Raw genomic sequence first — 4,411 nt, 5'->3', positions numbered from 1 at the left:
TATTCCGCGGCGTCTTCGTATGCGTCCATTGGGGGGCATGTGCAGACGAGGTTTCTGTCACCGTATGCGTTGTCGACGCGGTTGACGGGGGACCAGTATTTGTCGACGCCCATGGAACCCGGCGGGAAGCAGGCTTGTTCGCGGGTGTAGGGGCGGTCCCAGTCGCCGACCAGGTCGCGCACCGTGTGGGGGGCGTTTTTCAGCGGGTTGTTTTCCGCGTCGATCTTGCCGTCGATGATGTCCTGCGCTTCCGAGCGGATCGACAGCATGGCGTCGCAGAAACGGTCCAGCTCGGCCATGGGTTCCGATTCCGTGGGTTCCACCATCAGGGTGCCGGCCACCGGCCAGCTCATCGTCGGCGCGTGGAAACCTGAATCGATCAGGCGCTTGGCCACGTCATCGACGGTGACATGCGCCTCGGCGTCCAGCGGCCGGGTGTCGAGGATGCATTCATGCGCCACACGCCCCGTTTCCGAGGTGTAGAGGATCGGATAGGCATCCTTGAGCCGCGCCGCGATGTAGTTGGCGTTCAGGATCGCCACCTTGGTCGCCTGGGTCAGACCCGCGCCGCCCATCAGCAGCACATAGGCCCAGCTGACCGGCAGGATCGAGGGCGAGCCGAAGGGCGCCGCCGAGACCGGACCCACGGCGGTGCCGTATTCCGGGTGCCCGGGCAGGTGCTCGGTCAGATGCGCCTTGACGCCGATCGGACCCATGCCGGGGCCGCCGCCGCCATGCGGGATGCAGAAGGTCTTGTGCAGGTTCAGGTGGCTGACGTCGCCGCCGATGTCGCCGGGGCGCGACAGCCCCACCATGGCGTTCATGTTGGCGCCGTCGATATAGACCTGACCGCCGTGATCATGGGTGATCTGGCAGACCTCCTGCACGGTGGTCTCGAACACGCCATGGGTGGACGGGTAGGTGATCATGCAGGCGGCCAGATGATCCGAGTGCTTTTCCGCCTTGGCGCGGAAGTCGGCGACATCGATATTGCCGTTCTCATCCGCCTGCACCGGCACGACCTGCCAGCCCACCATCTGCGCCGAGGCCGGGTTGGTGCCATGGGCCGAGGTCGGGATCAGGCAGACATTGCGGTGCCCTTCGCCGCGCGTAAAGTGATAGTTGCGGATGGTCAAGAGGCCCGCATATTCGCCCTGCGCGCCCGAGTTGGGCTGCTGGCTGATCGCGTCATAGCCGGTGATCTGGCACAGCTTGTCGTTCAGATCGGCGATCATCTCGTGATAGCCCTGCGCCTGATCCTGCGGAACAAACGGGTGCAGGTTGCTGAACTCGGGCCAGGTGACCGGGATCATCTCGATCGTGGCGTTCAGCTTCATGGTGCACGATCCCAGCGGGATCATCGCCCGGTCCAGCGCCAGGTCACGGTCGGCCAGGCGGCGCATATAGCGGGTGATCTCGGCCTCGGCCCGGTTCTGGTGGAAGATCGGGTGGGTCAGATAGGCGCTTTCACGCAGCGCATAATCCGGCAGGCGGTATTGCTTGTTCGAGCTGTCATCCTTGCGGTCGATGCCGAAGGCACCCCAGACGGCCTCGATCGTCTCGGGGCGGGTCTGTTCGTCCAGGCTGATCCCCACTTTCGTGTCGCCGACCTTGCGCAGATTGACGCCGCGCGCCACGGCGGCCTCCATCACCGTCTTCTGCAGGTGGCCGACCTCGACCGTGATGGTGTCGAAGAACACCTCGGGTTCGACCGAGAAGCCCGCCTCTTCCAGGCCGGCGGCCAGGCGCGAGGTCTTGCGGTGCACCGATTGCGCGATCGCCTTGATGCCGTCGGGGCCGTGGTACACGGCATACATCGAGGCAATCACCGCCAGCAGCGCCTGCGCGGTGCAGACGTTCGAGTTCGCCTTCTCGCGGCGGATATGCTGCTCGCGGGTCTGCAACGACAGGCGGTAGGCCTTGTTGCCGCGGCTGTCGATGGACACACCGATGATCCGGCCCGGCATCGACCGCTTCAGCTTGTCGGTGGTCGCCATATAGGCAGCATGGGGCCCGCCATAGCCCATCGGCACGCCAAAGCGCTGGGTCGAGCCGATGGCGATATCCGCGCCCATCTCGCCCGGTGACTTCAGCAGCGCCAGCGACAGGATGTCAGCGGCGACGATGGCGATCGCTTTATGTTCATGCAGCGCCGCGATCTCGGCGGTGAAGTCGCGCACATGGCCATAGGTGCCCGGATACTGGAAGATCGCGCCGAATACCGCGCCCGCGTCCAGCTGATCCGGGTCGGCGACCTGCACGTCGATGCCCAGAGGCTCGGCGCGCGTTTTGATCACCGCGATGGTCTGCGGGTGGCAGTTCTTGTCGACGAAGAAGGCCGCGTTGTTGGCCTTGGACCGGCCGCCGCGCTTGGCCATTGCCATGGCCTCAGCGGCTGCGGTGGCTTCGTCCAGCAGCGAGGCGTTGGCCACGTCCAGCCCGGTCAGGTCGCTGACCATGGTCTGGAAGTTCAACAGCGCCTCGAGCCGGCCCTGGCTGATCTCGGGCTGATAGGGCGTGTAGGCGGTGTACCAGGCCGGGTTTTCCAGGATGTTGCGCAGGATCGGCGCAGGCGTGGTGGTGCCGTAATAGCCCTGACCGATCAGCGAGGTCAGAACCTTGTTCTTGCCCGCCACCTGTTTCATGTGGAAAAGCGCATCGCGTTCCGTCATCGCCGGACCCCAGTCCAGCGGCTCTTTCTGCCGGATCGCCGGGGGGACGGTGGCGTCGATCAGCTCGTCCAGCGTCTTGAAGCCGATCACCTTGAGCATGTCGCGCATCTCGGTGGGCGACGGGCCAATGTGGCGGCGGTTGGCGAAGTCATAGGCTTCGTAGTCGGTCAGTTTGAAGGCCATTGCAGCGCTCCTCACGGATAGGTCAGGGCCGGCGGAGGCTGCGGGAGCCTCCGGCGGGAGTATTTGGAAAAAGATGAAGCGGTGGAGCCCCAAAGGCGGGGCTTCGGGTTTGGGTTAGCCGATGAAGGCTTTGTATCCGGCCTCGTCCATCAGGTCCTCAAGCTGCGATGCGTCCGCAATCTTGACCTTGTAGATCCAGGCCTCGCCTTCGGGGTCTTCGTTCAGCGCGCCGGGGTTGTCGGCCAGCGCCTCGTTCACTTCGACGATCTCGCCATCGACCGGAGCATAAAGCTCGGACGCGGCCTTGACGGATTCGATCACGCCGATCTCGCCGTCTTTCTCGAACTCGTCGCCCACTTCCTGCTGCTCGACAAACACCACCTCGCCCAGCTGTTCAGCCGCGTGCTTGGTGATGCCCAGCGTGGCGGTATCGCCCTCGACGGTCAGCCATTCATGCTCTTCGGAATAATAGGTTGCCATGTCTCTCTCTCCTGACTTCAACGCTTGTAATTCTGTTTGACGAAGGGCAGCGCCACGATCTGCGCCGGTTGCGCCTTGCCCCGGATGATCAGGTTCACCTTCTCGCCCGGTTCACCATAACCCTTGCTCACATAACCCATCGCGATCGGGCCACCCACCGTGGGGCCAAAGCTGCCCGAGGTGATCTGACCGATGGTGTTGCCCTCGAGGCACTGGATTTCCACGCCCTGACGCGCCGGCGCGCGGCCGTCGGGCTTGATGCCCACCAGCTTGCGCGATGCGCCCTCGGCCAGTTCGCGCTGGATACGTTCCGCACCCGGAAAACCGCCTTCTTCCTTGCGGCGCTTCTGGATCGCCCAGGCCAACGAGGCCTCAATCGGCGAGGTGCTCTGGTCGATGTCATTGCCATACAGGCACAGACCCGCCTCGAGCCGCAGGCTGTCGCGCGCGCCCAGACCCGCCGGTTCGCAATCCTCATGCGCCAGGAAGGCCCGTGTGATCTCGATCGCCTTGTCCTCGGGGATCGAGATCTCGTACCCGTCCTCGCCGGTATAGCCCAGGCGCGAGATGCGGCATTCGACGCCCATGATATCGGCCAGGGTGGTTTCCATGAACTTCAGATCGCGGGCCGCGGGGCAGAGATCACCCACGACGTTTTCCGCCGCAGGGCCCTGAACCGCCACCAGCGCGCGGTCGAAGATCTCGGTCACTTCGACGCCTTCAAGGTGCTCACGCATATGCGGAATGTCCTGATGGCGCAGCGCCGCGTTCACCACCACGAAATAGTGATCCCCCGCATTCGACACGATCAAATCGTCCATGATCCCGCCTTCGGCATTGGTAAAGAACCCGTACCGCGCCTTGCCTTCCTTCAGGGTCGCATAGGCCTGCGGGCACAAAGCTTCCAGCTTCTCACCCACATTCTCACCGCGCAGGATCACCTGACCCATGTGAGACACATCAAACAACGCCGCCTTCTCCCGGCACTGCTTATGCTCCCCCATGATCCCCAAAGGATACTGAACAGGCATCTCCCAACCCGCAAAATCAACCATCTTGCCGCCAAGCTCGACGTG

3 protein-coding genes are annotated in these 4,411 nt (G+C 63.9%); all 3 read right to left on the bottom strand.

Annotated elements, in window-relative coordinates; genetic code table 11:
* Window positions 1–2,855: aminomethyl-transferring glycine dehydrogenase (gene gcvP / locus GOW60_RS20965; protein WP_171230814.1), on the bottom strand; the 2,855-nt coding region annotated here is incomplete at its 3' end.
* Between the two features lie 114 nt (window positions 2,856–2,969).
* On the bottom strand, window positions 2,970–3,335 hold the full coding sequence (gene gcvH / locus GOW60_RS20960) for a glycine cleavage system protein GcvH (RefSeq protein WP_170345522.1): 366 nt from the start codon (window positions 3,333–3,335) through the stop codon (window positions 2,970–2,972).
* Window positions 3,336–3,352: 17 nt separating this feature from the next.
* The coding region (gene gcvT, locus GOW60_RS20955) for a glycine cleavage system aminomethyltransferase GcvT (protein ID WP_171230813.1) at window positions 3,353–4,411 on the bottom strand (1,059 nt) is incomplete at its 5' end.

This window comes from Ruegeria sp. HKCCA4008, from assembly GCF_013033125.1.
Lineage (GTDB): Bacteria > Pseudomonadota > Alphaproteobacteria > Rhodobacterales > Rhodobacteraceae > Ruegeria.
This window is presented reverse-complemented; position numbering and strand designations above follow the sequence as displayed.

Bases quoted from the DNA above. Each gene is read 5' to 3' on its own strand.
- gcvH (WP_170345522.1), bottom strand. From the start codon at position 3,335: ATGGCAACCTATTATTCCGAAGAGCATGAATGGCTGACCGTCGAGGGC.